Origin of the sequence: Herbaspirillum robiniae (assembly GCF_002213415.1) — a bacterium.
GTDB lineage: Bacteria > Pseudomonadota > Gammaproteobacteria > Burkholderiales > Burkholderiaceae_D > Herbaspirillum > Herbaspirillum robiniae.
Map to the genome: position 1 here is coordinate 982,661 of NZ_NJGU01000001.1, position 16,804 is coordinate 999,464.

Sequence of the window (16,804 nt, forward strand, 5' to 3'; positions counted from 1 at the left end):
GCGCCAAATCGCTGCTTCCGGCAGGCATTTCCGGTCGATTGCCCCTTATCGATCTGGTAAGATGTCTCAACACTTTTTTCATCTGGCGGCCCGCGGACCATACCGAAAAACGACAAGCCCACTCCGCGCCCGCATTTCAACTAAAACGACAATGGATGTAAGCGATACCCCCAATCCTCTGCTGCGCCCGCGCCGCAAGACCCAAAGCCTGTCGCAGGAAGTGGTGGCCGCGCTGTCGGCGATGATCGGCAACGGCAGCATCAAGCCGGGAGACAAGCTGCCCACGGAATCCGAGATCATGCAAAGCCAGGGCGTCTCGCGCACCGTGGTGCGCGAAGCGATCTCCCGCCTGCAGGCCGCCGGCCTGGTGGAAACCCGCCATGGCATCGGCACCTTCGTGCTGGAGGCCAAGAAGGGCTCCAACATCAATATCGATCCGGCCACCATCACCACCATGCGCGACCTGCTGGCGCTGCTGGAGCTGCGCATCAGCCTGGAGACCGAAACCGCGGGCCTGGCCGCCTCGCGCCGCACCGACGAGCAGCTGCGCGAGATCCGCGAGGCGCTCGACGCCTTCCGCGAGAACCAGCTCTCCGGCGGCGACACCGTGGGCCCGGACTTCCGCTTCCACTTCGCCATCGCCAACGCCACCGGCAACCGCTACTTCATCGAGATCATCAGCCATCTCGGCATGGGCGTGATCCCGCGCAAGCGCCTCAATACGGCCGAACTGGCGCACGACCAGCAGGCCAGCTACCTGGACCGCGTGCAGCGCGAGCACGAAGACATCTACGAAGCCATCGCCCGCAGCGATACCGAGGCCGCGCGCGCGGCCATGCGCAACCACCTCACCAACAGCCGCGAGCGCCTGCGCCGCGCGCAGCAGGAAGCCGAATCGGGCAGCGCCTCGGCCGCCTGATCCACCGCTTCACACGGCCCCCGCCACGCCACGGACCGCATGCAGACGCATGCCGGTCCGCCCGGCGGCAAAAATCCCACACCCGCCCCGACCCGCTGAAAAGCCCCATAAAAAATGCTGGCGTTCTGTGATTTCATGTTGTACGATGACTGATATCCTATTAGGATAGAAGTACAAAAACAAAAACACAGATTCATCCATCCAATTCTTAATGGCGTTGAGCGAAACCATGTCCCAATACACACCCCAAGACCTCAAAACGATCCTCTCTTCCGGCCTGCTGTCGTTCCCGCTGACCGACTTCGACGAGCAGGGCGACTTCCGCCCGAAGACCTACATCGAGCGCCTGGAATGGCTGGCTCCGTACGGCGCCAGCGCACTGTTCGCCGCCGGCGGCACCGGCGAGTTCTTCTCCCTGGTCCCGGGCGAGTATTCCGACATCATCCGCACCGCCGTCGAAACCTGCCGCGGCAAGGTGCCCATCATCGCCGGCGCCGGCGGTTCGACCCGCGCCGCCATCGCCTATGCACAGGAAGCCGAGCGCCTGGGCGCGCACGGCATCCTGCTGATGCCGCACTACCTGACCGAAGCCAGCCAGGACGGCATCGCCGCCCACGTCGAAGCGGTCTGCAAATCGGTGAACTTCGGCGTCATCATCTACAACCGCGCGGTGTGCAAGCTCAACGCCGAAACCCTGCAAAAGCTGGCTGACCGCTGCCCCAACCTGATCGGCTTCAAGGACGGCGTCGGCGAAATCGAACCGATGGTCCACATCCGCCGCAAGCTGGGCGACCGCTTCACCTACCTGGGCGGCCTGCCGACCGCGGAAGTCTACGCCGCGGCCTACAAGGCGCTGGGCGTGCCGGTGTACTCCTCGGCCGTGTTCAACTTCATCCCCAAGACCGCCGTCGAGTTCTACCAGGCGATCGCCAAGGACGACCACGCCACCGTCGGCAAGATCATCGACGAATTCTTCCTGCCCTACCTGGCCATCCGCAACCGCAAGGCCGGCTATGCCGTGTCCATCGTCAAGGCCGGCGCCAAGATCGTGGGCCACGACGCCGGTCCGGTGCGCACCCCGCTGACCGACTGCACGCCGCAAGAGCATGAAGAGCTGGCCGCGCTGATCAAGAAGCTGGGCCCGCAATAAGCCTCGCGCATCCCTCAAGGGGCCACAGGAAACTGCGGCCCCTTTTTGTTTCTGCGACGTCGCCGACGCGCATTCCATAACAATCCACGGAGAACTTCATGTCCCAGTTTGCAAACCTGATCAACGGCGAATGGCTGCAAGGCGCCAGCGTCAACAAGAACCTCAACCCCTCCGACCTGTCGGATGTCATCGGCGAATACGCCCAGGCCGACGCCGCCCAGACCGAGATCGCCATCGCCGCCGCCCATGCCGCCTTCCCGGCCTGGAGCACCGGCAGCATCCAGGCGCGCGCCGACGCGCTGGACAAGATCGGCACCGAGATCCTGGCGCGCCGCGAAGAGCTGGGCGCCCTGCTCTCGCGCGAAGAAGGCAAGACCCTGCCCGAAGGCATCGGCGAAGCCACCCGCGCCGGCAACATCTTCAAGTTCTTCGCCGCCGAGGCGCTGCGCATCCGCGGCGACAAGCTGGCCTCGGTGCGCCCCGGCATGGACGTGGAAATCACCCGCGAACCGCTGGGCGTGATCGGCATCATCGCGCCGTGGAATTTCCCGCTCGCCATCCCCGCCTGGAAGATCGCGCCGGCGCTGGCCTACGGCAACACCGTGGTGTTCAAGCCGGCGGAACTGGTGCCGGGCTCGGGCTGGGCCATCGCCGAAATCATCAGCCGCTCGGGTATCCCGGCCGGCGTGTTCAACCTGGTGATGGGCCGCGGCTCGGTGGTCGGCCAGCGCTTCATCGACGACCGCCGCGTGGCCGGCATCTCCTTCACCGGCTCGGTCGCCACCGGCAACCGCGTGGCGCAGGGCGCGATCGCGCGCATGGCCAAGTTCCAGCTGGAGATGGGCGGCAAGAACCCGATGGTGGTGCTGAACGACGCCGACCTCGATGTGGCCGTGACCGCAGCGGTGCAAGGCGCCTTCTTCTCCACCGGCCAGCGCTGCACGGCGTCGAGCCGCCTGATCGTCGAGAAAGGCATCTACCCGCGCTTCATCGAAGCGGCGCGCGAGCAGCTGGCCAAGGTGCGCGTCGGCCACGCCCTGCAGAAGGAAACCCACATCGGCCCCGTGGTCGACCAGTCGCAGCTGGACCAGGACATGTCCTATGTGGCCATCGGCCGCGACGAAGGCGCCAAGCTGGTGTCCGGCGGCGAACGCATCTCGCGCGAGACCGACGGCTTCTTCATGGCCCCGGCGCTGTTTGCCGACGCCCACAACGACATGCGCATCTCGCGCGAGGAAATCTTCGGCCCGGTGGCCGCGGTGATCCCCGCCGACAACTACGAGCATGCGCTGCAGCTGGCCAACGACACCGAGTTCGGCCTGTCCTCCGGCATCTGCACCACCTCGCTGAAGTACGCCACGCACTTCAAGCGCCATGCGCAGGCCGGCATGGTGATGGTCAACACGGCCACCGCCGGCGTCGACTACCACGTGCCCTTCGGCGGTCGCAAGGGCTCCAGCTACGGCGCGCGCGAGCAAGGTACTTACGCGGCCGAGTTCTACACCACGGTGAAGACCTCGTACACGCAGGCCTGATGGATTCCGTTCGCCCGCGACCGGGCGAACGGGAGCCGCAGCCAGCGCGGGCGCGATGCCCGAAAAAAAACCTCCGTCAGCGACGGAGGTTTTTTTATGGAAGCGCGCGCGGCAAGGGGATCAGAATTCTTCCCAATCCTGGCTGTCGTCCTTGGCGCGGCTGCTGCCGGCAGCCGGCTTGGCAGCGGCCGGGGTGGGCAGCTTGGGCGCGGCGGAAGCCGCTGCCGGCGCCGGTTTCGGTGCGACCGGTGCGGCGGCTGGCGCTGCCGCCGACGGCGCGCGCCTGGCCGCAGGCGCCGGGCGCGCAGCGGCGGCGGGCGCCGCGTGCGCGTCGATCTTGAAGATGCTGACCGCGCCCACCAGGTTGGCCGCCTGCGACTGCAACGACTGCGCGGCGGCGGCGGCCTGCTCGACCAGCGCGGCGTTCTGCTGGGTCACCTCGTCCATCTGCGTGATGGCCTGGTTGACCTGCTCGATGCCGGTGCTCTGTTCGCGACTGGCTTCGGCGATCTCGCCGACGATGTCGGTCACGCGCTGCACGCTGTCGACCACGTCGCTCATGGTCATGCCGGCCTGCTCCACCAGCTGGCTGCCGGCTTCCACCTTGGAGACGGAATTGTCGATCAGGGTCTTGATCTCCTTGGCGGCGGCGGCCGAGCGCTGGGCCAGCGAACGCACCTCGGAGGCGACCACGGCAAAGCCGCGGCCCTGCTCGCCGGCGCGCGCCGCTTCGACGGCGGCATTGAGCGCAAGGATGTTGGTCTGGAAGGCGATGCCGTCGATCACGCTGATGATGTCGACGATCTTGCGCGAGGACTCATTGATGGCCTGCATGGTGTCGACCACCTGGGCCACCACCTCGCCGCCGCGGCTGGCGGTGGACGAGGCCGAATGCGCCAGCTGGTTGGCCTGCATCGCATTCTCGGCGTTCTGGCGCACGGTGCCGGTCAGCTCTTCCATCGAAGCCGCGGTCTCTTCCAGCGAGCTGGCCTGCTGCTCGGTGCGCGAGGACAGGTCCAGGTTGCCGGCGGCGATTTCCTTGGCGCTGGTATCGATGCTCTCCGAACTGCCGCGCACGCGCGACACCGTATTGAGCAGGCTTTGCTGCATGCTGCGAATGGCGCCGAACAAACGGCCGATCTCGTTGGTGCTCTCGACTTCCACCTTGGCGGTCAGGTCGCCGTTGGCCACCTGGTCAAGCAGCGCCACCGCGCGGTTGAGCGGGGTCAGCACGATATTGCGCAGCAGGAAATGCACCGCCAGCACCAGGATCAGCGCGCCGATCAGGCCGGCCACCACCAGCCAGACCACCATGCTGTATTCGCGGGCGCGTTCGTCGGCGACCTTGTCGCTGAGCTCCATGGCGCGTTTCTGGTACTTTTCCAGCGCGACCGAAAAGCGCGTGCCGCTGGGGCTGATCTGCTTGGTGTTGAGGACCGAATAGGCGACCATGTCGCCGGCCCTGAGCAACACGTCGGCCTGCTTCAGGTTGTCGTTGAGGATCTTGGCCGACTCGATCAGCTCGGTCTTGATCGCCGGATCCTGTCCCTCCAGGTCGGGCAGCCTGGCGAAGTCGTCGACGAACTTCAGGCCGCGCTCATAGCTTGCCTGGGCGCTCTTGTAAGCCGCCTCGGCCACCGCCTGGTCGCCCTTCTCCATCGCCGTCGCATAGACGCGGGTCTGCGCCGCGCGGGTGCGCGTGGTGTCCTTGTAGGCGTCGTTGATCACCAGCGTGCGCTGGGCCAGCTGATGGACGTACTCGGTAGCCTGGTTGGCCCGGCCCAGGGCAAAGATGCCGACGCCGGCGCCGACCACGATCATGCATGAAAACAGCGCAAGCGCGCTCATCAGGCTGAAGCGAACCGTCAGATTTCGCATTCCCTCTCTCCGCTTAAATTTCTTACAACAAAAATGACAATGGAAAAAACGTTGCCGCAGAAGATACAGCAAGAAGCTCCCCGCCCAAGGTGCCAGCAAATCGGCGAAAACGGCCTTATTTCCCCGTTAGGCCGCTGGGGACGAACTTTCCCCGTGTCGATTTTGCAATGGGAACGCGCCGCCCGGCCTGTTCTGGATCAAGCGGCGAGCAGATAGCCGCAGCCCCGGGCGCAAGAGTTTCCCGCATGACATCATCGGGCGGCGCGCGCCGCCCGCTGCCCGCCCTTCAAGGCCATCAAGGCAGGTCGATGATCTCGACCCAGTTGGGATTGCGGCCCAGCGTGTAGCGGAACAGGGGCTTGAGCGCCCCGCTGTCGCGGTCGATGGCATAGCTGGTCAGGCCGGCTTTTTGGCCGACTGCCAGCAGGAAACGGCCCTGCGGGTCGATGTTGAAACCGCGTGGCTGGGTTTCGGTGGGAATGTTGAGCACGCGCGTGAGCTTGCCGCCGCCGGCATCGACGCGATAGCCGGACAGCGTGTTGGAGGTGCGTTCGCTGGCGTACAGGAAGCGGCCGTCCGGCGTCAGGTGCAGGTCGGCGGTGGCCAGCTGCTCGCTGCTCTTGAAACCGTCCGGCAGCGCCGAGTCGGTGGCCTGCAGCTTCAGCGTGCCGGCGCCGGCGTCATAGGCGTAGGTGTTGACGGTGCCGTCGAGCTCGTTGGTGGAATAGACGAAGCGGCGGTCATTGGAAAACACGAAATGGCGCGGACCGGCGCCGGCCCTGGTGGCCACCGAGGGCGGCTCGTTGGGCTCGACCTTGCCGCCGGCGGCATCGAAGCGGAACTGCAGGATCACGTCGCTGCCCAGGTTGGAGGCGAACAGGAAGCGGTTGTCCGGCGAGACCTGGGCCGAATGCGCGTTCTTGCCGGTCGGGATCACCGCCAGCGCGGGCGCCTGCACGGTGCCGTCGGCGCCGATGGCGTTGACCGAGATGCGGTGGCCGGTGTACGAGGCACCGAACAGGAAGCGGCCGCTCTTGTCGGTGGCGATGTTGGCCATGTTGTCGGCCAGCGGCGCCTTGGACAGCTCCTTGAGCTTGCCGCTGCTCTGGTCGATCGCGTAACTCACCACCGAGTACGGCTGGCCGCGCAGCGAGGCGTACAGGAACTTGTGGTCGGGGCTCAGCGCCAGCGGCATCACGGTGCTGCCGGTATCGACCTTGTCGACCAGGTTGACGCTGCCGTCGGCGTTGAGCTGCAGCACGTAGATGTCCTGGCTGTCGGCGTTGGAGACGTAGGCGATGGTGGCCGCGCCGGCCTGGGCGGCCGCCAGCGTCAGCGCGGATGCGGCGGCCAGGGTGGCGATGCGGGATACTGCGGATGTCTTGTGGTCGGTCATTGGCGTCTCCTTGCGGATGATTGTTGTTGGTGCGAGCCCTCCCGCCCATCCCCGATGGGCAGGCACGAGGCCCGTTGTGCTGCCTTGCTGCGGAAAGAAAAAAGGGATCCGCGAGCGAATCCCTGGGGGAGTGAATCAGGTCACCGGCGCCGGGTTGAACAAGGTCAGCGCGTTGTGCAGCTTCCATTGTTCGGCCCAGGTCTTCTTGCGGCCGCTGGCCACGTCCAGCATCAGCTGGAACAGCTCCCAGCCGACGTCTTCGATGGTGGCTTCGCCGCTGGCGATGCGGCCGGCGTTCACGTCCATCAGGTCATGCCAGCGCCGCGCCAGGTCGTTGCGGGTGGCGACCTTGATCACCGGCACCGCCGCCAGCCCATAAGGCGTGCCGCGGCCGGTAGTGAAGATGTGCAGGTTCATGCCGGCGGCCAGCTGCAGCGTGCCGCAGATGAAGTCCGAGGCCGGCGTGGCGGCGTAGATCAGGCCCTTCTGCTGCAGCTTGTCGCCCGGCGCCAGCACGCCGGAGATCGGGCTGCTGCCCGACTTGACGATGGAGCCCATGGCCTTCTCGACGATGTTGGCCAGGCCGCCCTTCTTGTTGCCGGGGGTGGTGTTGGCGCTGCGGTCGACGCCGCCCTGCTTCAGGTAATTGTCGTACCAGTCCATCTCGCGGATCATGGCCTGCGCCACTTCCTCGTTGACCGCGCGCGAAGTCAGCTGGTCGATGCCGTCGCGCACTTCGGTCACTTCCGAGAACATCACCGAGGCACCGGCGCGCACCAGCAGGTCGGTGGCGAAACCGACGGCCGGGTTGGCGGTCACGCCGGAGAAGGCATCGCTGCCGCCGCACTGCACGCCGACCACCAGGTCCGAGGCCGGGCAGGTTTCGCGGCGGCGCTTGTTCAGTTCGGTCAGGCGCGCCTCGGCCATCTGCAGGATGGAGTCGATCATGGAGTTGAAGCCGACGTGCTCGGCATCCTGCAGGCACACCACATAAGGCTCGCCGGCCTTGTGGATGGGGATCATGTTTTCCGGCAGCAGGCGGTTGGGCTGCAGCTTTTCGCAGCCCAGGCTGACCACCATGGCCTGGCCGCCAAAATTCGGATTGAGGCTGATGTTGCGCAGCGTGCGGATCGGGATGCCGGCATTGGGCGCGTCGATCGCCACGCCGCAGCCGTAGGTGTGTTCCAGCGCCACCACGTCTTCCACGTTGGGATATTTCGGCAGCAGCTCGGCGCGGATGCGCTTGACCGCATGCTCGACCACACCGGCCACGCACTGCACGGTGGTGGTGATGGCCAGCAGGTTGCGCGTGCCGACCGAACCGTCGGCATTGCGATAACCTTCGAAGGTATAGCCTTCCAGCGGCGGCTGCGGCGCCGGCTTCTTGGTGGCGATGGGCAGGTTGTCCAGCTCGCGCGCCGGCGGCATCTGCACCAGCGACTCCTCGATCCAGCTGCCCTTGGGAATGTCGCGCACGGCGTAGCCGATGGCGACGTCGTAGCGCACGATGGGCTCGCCCTGCTTCAGGTCGCGCAGCGCGATCTTGTGGCCTTGCGGCACGCGGTCGACCAGGGTCAGGCCGTCGGGGAACACGGTGCCGGCCGGCAGGCCGCCGTCGTTGACGACGATGGCCACGTTGTCCGTGTCGTTCATCATGATGTAGCGCGGGGTGGATGCCTGGCTGGCGGCGGCGCTGGCGATGGTGTCGGTGCTCATGCTGTTTCCCATTACGGCTGTATGCTTCACAAAACGAAATTGGCGGCCCGCCTTCGCTGCGGACCGCCGGTACTCCGGATCAGGCGTCCTTCAGTTCGACGCGCTTGATTTCCTTGACGATGACAAGATAGCTGATCACGGTGATCAGCGCATTGACGCCGACGAACACCAGGGCGCCGGCGAAGGAACCGGTCTCCTTGACGATGTAGCCGATCACGATCGGGGTGGTGATGCCGGCGACGTTGCCGAACATGTTGAACAGGCCGCCCGAGAGGCCGACGATCTGCTTGGGCGCGGTGTCGGCCACCACGGCCCAGCCCAGCGCGCCCACGCCCTTGCCGAAGAAGGCCAGCGCCATGATCGCCACCACCATCCACTGCGCGTCGACGTAGTTGCACAGGATCATGGTCATCGACAGCAGCATGCCGCCGACGATGGGGATCTTGCGCGCCCAGGTCACCGACACGCCGCGCTTGATCAGGCGGTCCGAGATGATGCCGCCGACCACGCCGCCGATGAAGCCGCACACCGCCGGAATCGAGGCCACGAAGCCCGCCTTCAGGATCGACATGCCGCGCTCCTGCACCAGGTACACCGGGAACCAGGTCAGGAAGAAATAGGTGATCACGTTGATGCAGTACTGGCCGATGTACACGCCCAGCAGCATGCGGTTGGACAGCAGCTGCTTGATGTAACCCTTGCCTTTGGTCGAGGCCGGCGCCGCCGCCTTGCGGTTGTCCATGTCGACCAGGCCGCCGCCCTCCTCGATATGCGCCAGCTCGGCCTTGTTGATCATCGGGTGATCCTTGGGGCTGTAAATGATCCTGCCCCAGATCAGCGCCAGCACGATACCCACCGCGCCCATCACGGTAAACACATGGTGCCAGCTGTAGGTGTGCACGATCCAGGCCATCAGCGGCGTGAACAGCACAGCCGCGAAGTATTGCGCCGAGTTGAAGATGGCCGAGGCGGTGCCGCGTTCCTTGGTCGGGAACCAGGCCGCGACGATGCGGCCGTTGGCCGGGAAGGACGGCGCTTCGGCCAGGCCTACCATGAAGCGCAGCAGGAACAGGCAGACCACGGCGGCAGCCGTGCTCATCCAGGTCACGCCGGCCTGCAGGATGGTGAAGAAGGACCACAGGCCGATGCTCCACATGTAGATCTTCTTGGAGCCGAAGCGGTCAAGCAGCCAGCCGCCCGGCAATTGCGCCAGCACGTAGGCCCAGCTGAAGGCCGAGAAGATGTAGCCCATGGTGACCGGGTCCAGGCTCAGCTCGGTCTTCATCGCCGAGCCGGCGATGGAGAGCGTGGCGCGGTCGGCATAGTTCACCGTCGTCACGATGAACAGCATGAACAGAATCAGGTAACGGACGTGGCTGGGTTTCACCGCGCCTGCGGCAGCCGACGTGATATTGCTTTGTGTCAATTCTTTCTCCAGATCTCGACTCGCCGTCGGGCAACCTGTACACCAGACCGGATGCGCCCGCCGGATGCCGACAGCGCGGCAAGGGTAACGCAGGGAACTGACCGGGAATGGAGTGGGTGTCTCTTAGCGTATTGTTTTTAGTGATTGAATATTAATTGTTATAAGACATCGTACAACGATGAGGGGAAGTATAACAGGAGTAAAAGCTTTGGCAATAGGCGAATCGGACCGCCGCGAAAGAAAGCCCGAAAATCGCCTGCCGCCCTTTCCTGTCGCGGCTTATAGCCTGCCTGACGGCAAGCCTCCGGCGATCCCGGGGAGGCCGCCCCAGCCCTGCCCCGGGCTGTTGCGACGGCGATGAAACACGGCGCCTCGGACTCGCAAGTCACCCGAGTTGTATGACATGACCTGTGATCATGAGCTGCCCGCGTCCAAGGGGCGGACAATCGGGCCGGCCATTCCGCACGCCCAATAAAAAAGGGGAAAGGCATCCGCCCTTCCCCAACCAAGCGTCGCGACCACAAGTGTCGCGACCCAGTATGCAATTGCGCTGCGCGCGTGCTCAGCCGTGCGCGTACTCCTTCTTCTCCAGCGGCGCCGCATCCGCATGCTCGATGTCGCGGTCCGGGCGCATGGCCAGCGTGGACAGCGCGCCGATCAGCAGGAACACGCCCGATCCCACGAACGGCAGGCTCCAGTTGCCCCACAGGTCGACGACCGCGCCGAACACCAGCGGCGAGATGATGGTGGCCAGCGCCGCGCCGGTATTCAACATGCCGCTGGCGGTGCCGGCGAACTTGGGCGCCACGTCCATGGGCACCGCCCAGATCGGGCCGATGGTCAGCTCCAGCATGAAGAACGCGCCCGACAGGCACCACACCACGACGTTGACGTCATTGCTGGTCATCACCGGGATCAGGAAGCAGAAGGTGCCCAGCAGGCTGGCTGCGATCACGCCCTGGCGCGCCAGGCGCAGGTTGCCGGTGCGCTTCAACACGCGATCGCTGATCAGGCCGCCGGTGACGTCGCCCACCACGCCGGCAAAGAACACGCCGGAGGCGAAGATGGCGGACTTCTTCAGGTCCAGGTGATAGGCGTTCATGAAGAAGATCGGCACCCAGCTGAAGAACAGCGTGTTGGTCCACACCTGGCAGAAGTAGACGAAGATGGTCGGCGACATGCGGCGCAAGATCTTCTTCCAGGGCGTGGCGTCGGCGCCGCCGGCGGCCGCCTTGGCATGCTCGGGCAGGCGGGCCAGTTCAGCCTCGTTGATGCTGCGGTGCTCGCGCGGGTTGTCCTTGTAATAGGCGGCCCAGATCACGATCCACACCGCGGTCAGCACGCCGACGATGACGAAGGCGGCGCGCCAGGAATGCAGCGCGATGAGCACGGCCACGATCGGCGGCGCCACCGCATTGCCCAGGCGCGAGAACGAGTGCGTGATGCCCTGCACGAAGCCGCGGTCCTTGCGGGTGAACCAGTTGGCGATGGCGCGCGCCTGCGCCGGCAGCGCCGCGCCCTCGCCGATGCCCAGCAGCAGCCGGGCGATCACCAGCGACGCCAGGCCGCTGACGAAACCGGTGGCAATCGTCGCCACCACCCAGATCGAGCCGCACACGATGAGCGTCTTCTTGGCGCCCAGCTTGTCGGCGAACCAGCCGCCGATGATCTGGAAGATGGCATAGGTATAGCCGAAGGCCGAGAAGGCCAGCCCCAGCGTGGTGTTGGACAGGCCCAGCTCGTCCTTGATCGGCCCGGCCGCAGCGGCCAGGTTGACGCGGTCGAGATACAGGATGAAGGACATGGCGCAGAAGATCGCCAGCATGTATTTCTGGACGTGGGTCTGCTGCCCTTGGTTGATATTGACTTGCATGGTCTCCTCGCCTCTGTGGACGGTTTATAGGAATATGCCGGCGCCCTTGCGGCGCGCCGGCGCGGATGAATCAGGAACGGCCGGCGCGCGTGACGCCCATCCGGCAGGCCAGCTCGAAGGCGTTGGCCATGGCGGTGGGCTTGGCCACGCCCTGCCCCACGATGTCGTAGGCGGTGCCGTGCGCCGGCGTGGTGATGGGAATCGGCAGGCCGCCCTCCACCGTCACGCCGACGTCGAAGCCCAGCAGCTTGGTCGCGATCTGGCCCTGGTCGTGGTACATGGTGACGATGCCGTCCAGCTTGCCGGCCTTGGCGCGCAGGAAGATGGTGTCAGCCGGATACGGGCCCTCGGACGGGCAGCCGGCCCCGGCCGCCAGCTGGATGCCGGGCTCGATGACGTCGATCTCTTCGCGGCCGTAGTTGCCGTTGTCGCCGTTGTGCGGGTTGAAGCCGCACACGCCGATGCGCGGGTGCGCATTGCCGGCGGCGCGGAAGGACTCGGTCAGCATGCGGATCGCCGCGGCCACGCCTTGCGGCGTCAGGTGCGAGGAGACGTCCTTCAGGGGCATGTGCGATGTCACGCGGCCGGTCCACAGGTCGTCCAGGATATTGAGTTCGCCGCACAGGCCGTTGTAGTCCAGCAGCTTGGCGAACCAGCGCATCTCGTCTTCCTCGTGCATGCCGCCCAGGCGCATGGCGCCCTTGTTGAGCGGCGCGAAGCACAAGGCGTCGGCGCGGCCGTCGGCCACCATGCGCGCACCCAGCGTCAGCGATTCGAGGATGAACTTGCCGTTGGCTTCGGCCGCGACGGAAGGCTCGTACTGCGCGCCCTGCAGCGCCCAGTCGGCGATCTGCAGCCAGTCGCCGGCCTGCGGCAACGACAGGCCGGTGGCCTGGGCCGCGCGCTCCAACGCCGGGGTGTTGCCGATCAGGGTGATGTCGGCGCGCGCGCCGGTGGCCGGATCGGCCAGCAGGCGCAGCACCAGTTCGGGACCGATGCCGGCGGGGTCGCCGATGGTCAGTGCGATGCGGGGCTTGCGGGAAAGGGATGCTGCGCTGGACATTGCTGCTCCTGTGTCTCGTGTTCTGTCGGGCAATCCGCAGGCCCACGCAAACAGTGCAGGCGGCGGCGGACTGATGGCCGAACTATACGAGCGGCAGGCGGTGCGACTCCATCGCTATTTCGCTGAGGCTGGTTTCGCAATTTGCGAAACCGGGCGCAAAGCCTTGCCGGACCTGGAGGATTTCCTCGGCGCGGTCGCCAGCATGGCCGCCACCGCCATGCCGGATCCGGACATCGCATGCGCCGGCTGGTGGCACAGCACGAAGCGGCGCGTGGCCCATTCCCCCTCCACGGCGACGGTGCCGAAGCGGTCTCCGCCCACCAGCAGCTCGGCCACCTTGGCCGGCATCAGGCCGATGCCGATGCCCTGCGCGATCATCGCCGCCATGCTGTGGAAGCTGCGCACCATCACGCGCATGTGCAGCACCTGCCCGCTCTGCGCGGCCAGCCGGCCCAGCGCCAGCGACAGCGCCGCGCCCTCCGACAAGCCGATCACCTCGTGCGGCAGGATGTCTTCCAGCCTCACGCGCTTCTTCTTTGCCAGCGGATGGCCGTGCGGCACAGCCAGCACCAGGCGGTCTTCGCGATAGGGCTGGGTCGGCAGCTCGGTGCCGCCCAGCGTGCTCTCGTAGATGCCGATATCGGCCACGCCGCGCGTCACGGCCTCGACCACGCCCTGGCTGTTGGCTTCCAGCAGGTCGATCTTGATGCCGGGGTATTCATCCTGGCAGCGCCGGATGTCCTGCGCCAGGAACTGCAGCACGGCCGACGTGCAGGCCGCCAGCCGCACCACGCCCATGTGGCCTTGCCGGAAGGCGGTGGCGTCGTCCTGCATGCGCGCCACCGAATGCATCATGCTGCGCACGTGCGCCAGCAACGCGCGGCCGGCGTCGGTCAGCGCCATGCCGTGCGGCAGGCGCTCGAACAGCGCAATGCCGAACTGCGCCTCGAACTCCTGGATGCGCCGCGACGCCGCCGCCGGTGCCAGGAAGATGCGCTCGGCGGCCTTGGTCACCGCGCCCAGCTCGGCGGTGGCTTCGAACAGGCGCAGCGTGGTCAGGTCGAAATGGATGCGGTCGAGCGCGGAAAAATTGGCCTCGTGAAGGGTCGCCATGATCAAGTTCAATCTGCAGTTGGAACAGGCGCAGATTGACACAAATACGCCAGGTCGGCAGTAACGGCACGTCGGCCGCCGCCCTGCACCGTCGCTTCTGCGCCGTCGCTTTCCGGCGCGGCCATGTTAGATTGCCCGACCAGGGGCAATCCATTCATCGGTCACAAAGGGGAATGACATGGCGGAAGCACAGGTCAATGCAAACTATCGGTTCGTCGGCGCTTACCAGGAGGTCAATACACGCATCGCGCAACGGCAACAGGCGCTGACTATTTACGTCTCGATGATCCTGAGCCTGCTGGCCGCGCTGGTGGCGCTCAAACCCGGCACCGCCGACGGCGCGTTGCCGATCCAGTGGCTGGTGCTGGGCTTTCCGGTGGCCTCGGTGTTCCTGGCGTTGATGAGCTACAAGGCCGAGATGGCCATCGCCAACCTGCGCCGCTTCCTGTGCGCGCTGGAGCGCCTGGGCAACGAGAACGGCGCCCTGCCCAGCTACAACGCCCATCCCGCATGGGCCATCAACGCCAACCGCGCGCGCCAGATGCAGGACTACGCGGCGGCGCTGCTGGCGTTGGCCGGCAATGGGGTCGGGCTGGTCGCGGCGGTGAAGATCTATCCGGTGCAGTTCGGCGAGAATCCGCTGGCGGTCTGGATCGCCGCCGTGATCGCGGTGGCGTCGATCGGCTTCCTGCTGTGGATCCCGAGACTGAGCTTCATTCCGCTCGAGGATTGAACGCGCGGCCGCGGCCATCCGCCGCGCCAAAAAAAAGGCCTCGCAATTGCTTGCGAGGCCTTTCATGTTCTTTGGCTCCCCGACCTGGACTCGAACCAGGGACCTGCGGATTAACAGTCCGTCGCTCTACCGACTGAGCTATCAGGGAACAGCTGAGGGCGCGATTATGAACGAATTTTTCTTTCGTTGCCATAGGGCCGAAGGAAATTTTTTACATCATTCATCATCGCCGTTGCGCTTCTCATCCCGTGCGCAAACTTGAGCTCTGATTCAACCCGTCGATCATCGTCGCGTCTGCATCCGGAGATGCACTGCCGACGATTGCCAACCGGGTTCAATTGAAAAAGCCCCGCAATTTCTTGCGGGGCTTTCCCGTATTCTTTGGCTCCCCGACCTGGACTCGAACCAGGGACCTGCGGATTAACAGTCCGTCGCTCTACCGACTGAGCTATCAGGGAACAGCTGAGAAAAAGATTATGACTTGGATTTTGCGTTCTGTCAAAACTTTTTTCTCTCAGGCCATTTTCCCGGGGCAAAGAAAATGGCCCGTTCCGCTATTACAGGACCTTGGCGATCGCGTCGACGACGACGTCGATGTTCTTGCTGTTCAACGCGGCCACGCAGATGCGGCCGGTGTCCACGGCGTAGATCGAGAACTCGTTGCGCAGGCGGTCCACCTGGGCCTTGGTCAGGCCGGAGTAGGAGAACATGCCGCGTTGCTTGATCACGAAATCGAAGTCGTGGGCCGGCGCCTTTTCCTTCAGCTTGGCCACCAGCAGCTGGCGCATTTCACGGATGCGCACGCGCATCTCGGCCAGTTCGTCTTCCCACAGCTTGCGCAGCTCCGGCGAGGCCAGCGCGGTAGCGACCACCTGGCCGCCGTGGATCGGCGGGTTGGAGTAGTTGGTGCGGACCACGCGCTTCAGTTGCGACAGCACGCGGGCGGCTTCTTCGGCGCTGGCAGCGGCGATCGACAGCGCGCCCACGCGTTCGCCGTACAGCGAGAACGACTTGGAGAAGGAGTTCGACACGAACAGCGGACCGCCGGCTTCGGCGAAGCGGCGCACCACCTGGCCGTCTTCTTCGATGCCGTCGCCGAAGCCCTGGTAGGCCATGTCCAGGAACGGGACCAGGCCGCGCGAGGTCACCACCTCGATGACTTGCGTCCACTGGTCGTCGGTCAGGTCGGCGCCGGTCGGGTTGTGGCAGCAGGCGTGCAGCAGCACCACGGAGCCGGACTTCATGGTCTTCAGGGCGTCCAGCATGCCGGCGAAGTTCACGCCGCGGGTGGCCGCGTCGTAGTAGGGATAGGCGTTGACCTTGAAACCGGCCATCTCGAACAGCGCGCGGTGGTTTTCCCAGCTCGGGTCGCTGATCCAGACTTCAGTGCCGGCGGCGGAGAAGTGCTTCAGGAAGTCGGCGCCCAGCTTCAGCGCGCCGGTGCCGCCCACGGCCTGCACGGTGATCGCGCGCTTTTCGGTCACCACGGCGCTGCCGGCGCCGAACACCAGCTCCTGCACGGCGCGGTCATAGGTGGCCAGGCCGTCGATAGGCAGGTAGGTACGCGGGGCCAGCTTGGCGATCAGTTCCGCTTCCGCCTTCTTCACGCACTCCAGCAGCGGCACCTTGCCGTTGTCGTCGTAATAAACGCCCACGCCCAGGTTGGTTTTGGCCGGATTCTTGTCGGCGTTGTAGGCTTCGGTAACGCCCAGGATAGGGTCGCGCGGCGCCATTTCGATGGCGGAGAACAGGGAGGCGGAGACAGGTGCGTTCATCGTGATAACATGAAAAGTTAGCTGCAACAAAGCGCTGCAGGAAGGGATGGGTGCACGGCAGAGATTGCCGGCCATGCACCGTTTTGCAACATCGCATTCTAACAAATGTCGATGCCCAATCACAGATACAGGCAGGTGTAAAAGCAGGCTGAATCTGCATGAGACCATGCAGAAATGACATATCCGGCCCCGCGCGCGGCCTTGAACCCGGGCGTTTCGGCTGCATT

General features: G+C 65.4%; 13 protein-coding genes and 2 tRNA genes. 4 read left to right on the forward strand and 11 right to left on the reverse strand.

What is annotated here, in order from left to right; translation table 11 throughout:
- Nucleotides 1-151: 151 nt before the first annotated feature.
- Nucleotides 152-919, forward strand: a complete 768-nt coding sequence (locus CEJ42_RS04360; RefSeq protein ID WP_079215609.1) for a FadR/GntR family transcriptional regulator — start codon at nt 152-154, stop codon at nt 917-919.
- A gap of 9 nt (nt 920-928) precedes the next feature.
- Here the strand turns inward: CEJ42_RS04360 and CEJ42_RS24410 are convergent, their stop codons facing one another.
- Entirely contained in the window at nt 929-1,150 is a 222-nt protein-coding gene (locus tag CEJ42_RS24410) for a hypothetical protein (RefSeq protein WP_129587669.1), read from the reverse strand.
- Here CEJ42_RS24410 and kdgD point away from each other — a divergent pair.
- Both kdgD and CEJ42_RS04370 read left to right on the forward strand, forming a co-directional pair.
- Complete coding sequence (gene kdgD / locus CEJ42_RS04365; protein ID WP_079219145.1) at nt 1,149-2,069, forward strand: 5-dehydro-4-deoxyglucarate dehydratase; 921 nt, start codon at nt 1,149-1,151, stop codon at nt 2,067-2,069. The two genes, CEJ42_RS24410 and kdgD, sit on opposite strands and share 2 nt — an antisense overlap.
- A 98-nt stretch (nt 2,070-2,167) precedes the next feature.
- Nucleotides 2,168-3,604 carry an aldehyde dehydrogenase family protein gene (locus tag CEJ42_RS04370; RefSeq protein ID WP_088750113.1) on the forward strand — a complete coding sequence of 479 codons (1,437 nt, stop codon included), beginning with the start codon at nt 2,168-2,170 and terminating at the stop codon, nt 3,602-3,604.
- 120 nt (nt 3,605-3,724) lie between these two features.
- Here the strand turns inward: CEJ42_RS04370 and CEJ42_RS04375 are convergent, their stop codons facing one another.
- The 7 genes from CEJ42_RS04375 to CEJ42_RS04405 all read right to left on the reverse strand — a co-directional run bounded on the left by CEJ42_RS04375 (nt 3,725) and on the right by CEJ42_RS04405 (nt 14,069).
- Nucleotides 3,725-5,482: a methyl-accepting chemotaxis protein gene (locus CEJ42_RS04375; RefSeq protein WP_088750114.1), complete on the reverse strand. Its 1,758-nt coding sequence runs from the start codon at nt 5,480-5,482 to the stop codon at nt 3,725-3,727.
- 295 nt (nt 5,483-5,777) lie between these two features.
- On the reverse strand, nt 5,778-6,878 hold the full coding sequence (locus CEJ42_RS04380) for a lactonase family protein (protein WP_088750115.1): 1,101 nt from the start codon (nt 6,876-6,878) through the stop codon (nt 5,778-5,780).
- Nucleotides 6,879-7,013: 135 nt separating this feature from the next.
- Nucleotides 7,014-8,594 (reverse strand): galactarate dehydratase, encoded by a 1,581-nt coding sequence (gene garD / locus CEJ42_RS04385; RefSeq protein ID WP_079215612.1) that lies wholly within the window; start codon nt 8,592-8,594, stop codon nt 7,014-7,016.
- A gap of 79 nt (nt 8,595-8,673) precedes the next feature.
- Entirely contained in the window at nt 8,674-10,020 is a 1,347-nt protein-coding gene (locus CEJ42_RS04390) for an MFS transporter (protein ID WP_079215613.1), read from the reverse strand.
- Nucleotides 10,021-10,582: 562 nt separating this feature from the next.
- Nucleotides 10,583-11,893 (reverse strand): MFS transporter, encoded by a 1,311-nt coding sequence (locus CEJ42_RS04395; RefSeq protein WP_088750116.1) that lies wholly within the window; start codon nt 11,891-11,893, stop codon nt 10,583-10,585.
- Between the two features lie 70 nt (nt 11,894-11,963).
- Entirely contained in the window at nt 11,964-12,956 is a 993-nt protein-coding gene (locus CEJ42_RS04400; protein WP_088750117.1) for a 4-hydroxythreonine-4-phosphate dehydrogenase PdxA, read from the reverse strand.
- 114 nt (nt 12,957-13,070) lie between these two features.
- Nucleotides 13,071-14,069 carry a LysR family transcriptional regulator gene (locus CEJ42_RS04405; RefSeq protein WP_088750231.1) on the reverse strand — a complete coding sequence of 333 codons (999 nt, stop codon included), beginning with the start codon at nt 14,067-14,069 and terminating at the stop codon, nt 13,071-13,073.
- Between the two features lie 178 nt (nt 14,070-14,247).
- Between CEJ42_RS04405 and CEJ42_RS04410 the strand changes: the two genes are divergently transcribed.
- The gene (locus CEJ42_RS04410) at nt 14,248-14,802 is read left to right on the forward strand and encodes a hypothetical protein (protein ID WP_088750118.1); all 555 of its coding nucleotides are present in this window, start codon (nt 14,248-14,250) and stop codon (nt 14,800-14,802) included.
- Between the two features lie 72 nt (nt 14,803-14,874).
- Here the strand turns inward: CEJ42_RS04410 and CEJ42_RS04415 are convergent.
- The 3 genes from CEJ42_RS04415 to CEJ42_RS04425 all read right to left on the reverse strand — a co-directional run bounded on the left by CEJ42_RS04415 (nt 14,875) and on the right by CEJ42_RS04425 (nt 16,577).
- Nucleotides 14,875-14,950 (reverse strand) — tRNA-Asn (locus CEJ42_RS04415).
- 234 nt (nt 14,951-15,184) lie between these two features.
- A tRNA-Asn gene (locus CEJ42_RS04420) sits at nt 15,185-15,260 on the reverse strand.
- A gap of 99 nt (nt 15,261-15,359) precedes the next feature.
- Complete coding sequence (locus CEJ42_RS04425) at nt 15,360-16,577, reverse strand: amino acid aminotransferase (RefSeq protein WP_088750119.1); 1,218 nt, start codon at nt 16,575-16,577, stop codon at nt 15,360-15,362.
- Nucleotides 16,578-16,804 lie beyond the last annotated feature (227 nt).